The sequence below is a fragment of the Mesorhizobium sp. M2E.F.Ca.ET.219.01.1.1 genome (assembly GCF_004016445.2).
In the GTDB taxonomy this organism is placed as follows: Bacteria; Pseudomonadota; Alphaproteobacteria; order Rhizobiales; family Rhizobiaceae; genus Mesorhizobium.
On sequence record NZ_SADT02000024.1, the window covers coordinates 1 to 1,413 of the forward strand.

Here is a 1,413-nt window from a genome sequence, read left to right on the forward strand (position 1 = left end):
AAAGTTGGACGGTTCATTGAGCTGGGTAGGTTTAAGGGCTGGGTCCTGTATTGCACAGGGCTCAGCCCTTTCAGTTTCAATTTGATGCGGCGGTGGTTGTAATAGTCGATGTAGCGCTCGATGGCCTTGTCGAGGCTTTGGACGGTGTCGAAGCTTTCCGGATGGAAGAGTTCGGACTTGAGCGTGGCGAAGAAGCTCTCCATCGGTGCGTTGTCGAGGCAATTGCCTTTGCGTGACATGCTCTGAGCAAGGCCTCTGGCTTCCAGCCTGCGCTGGAATGCCGGCATCTGGTATTGCCATCCCTGATCGGAATGCAGGATTGGCCGTTCGTCCTCATCGAGCCGGGCAAGGGCTTTGGTCAGCATATTGTCCACCAGCTTGAACAGCGGCCTTCGTGAGGTTTCGAACGCGAGGATCTCGCCATTGTAGAGGTCCATGATGGGTGACAGGTAGAGCTTGTCGCCGGCCACGCTGAACTCCGTCACGTCGGTCACCCATTTGCGGTTGGCGCGCTCCGCGTTGAACTTGCGCTGCAAGAGATCGGGAGCGGTCCGCCCAACCTCGCCCCTGTAGGAACGATACTTCTTCGGCCTGACCAGCGACTTCAATCCCATCCCGGCCATCAGGCTCTGGACCGTCTTGTGATTGACGCGTTGACCCAACTGGCGCAGTTGCGCGGTCACCCGGCGATAGCCATAGCGGCCCTTGTGGCTGTCGAAGATGGCCTTGATCGCCTCCTTCAGCGCCGCATGGCGGTCTGGGCGCGAAGCTGCCTTTTGCCCGTAATAGAACGTGCTGCGCGGCAGCTTCGCCAGTTCGAGCAGGCCCTTAAGCGGATGCAACGGCCTTAACGCCTGGACGGCTTGCGCTTTTTGGGCGCGTGTTCCTGCGTTAAGGCCTTCAGTTTTTTTAGGTAGGCGTTCTCCATCCGCAGCTGCTTCAGTTCGGCCAGCAGTTCTTCACGGCTTTTGGCCTCGTCACTGGCTGCAACAGGCACTGCGGGGGCCGGCGGCTTCGACATGGGGCGTCCTCTGGGACGTGGGCCGAGCGCCTCTATCCCGCCAGCATGATAGCGCTTCTCCCAGCCCGCCAGGCAACTGGCATTGCGGATATTGAACAGCGCCGCCGTCTGGCGATAGGACAGGCCTTCCTTCCACATCCGCTCGAGCACGCACAGCTTGAACGCCGCGTCGTAACGACCGTATTTGCCAGACAGCCCGGCATCGCCATGCGCCTGGTACAGGCCAACCCACTTGCGGACAGTCGCCGCGTCAACTCCACGCTTCGACCCAGCACTCGCGTAGCTTTCATTCCCACACAAATAGCTATCGACAACCGAGCGCTTGAAACGCGGACTGTGCTTGGACATGCAAAACCCCCGAAGGTTGTGTCCAACTTTCGGGGGTCAGTTCA

At 59.5% G+C, this 1,413-nt stretch carries 1 pseudogene; it reads right to left on the bottom strand.

The window, feature by feature from the left end:
- Window positions 1–1,369: pseudogene (locus EN862_RS34710) on the bottom strand (IS3 family transposase); the annotation flags it as partial.
- Window positions 1,370–1,413: the final 44 nt, after the last annotated feature.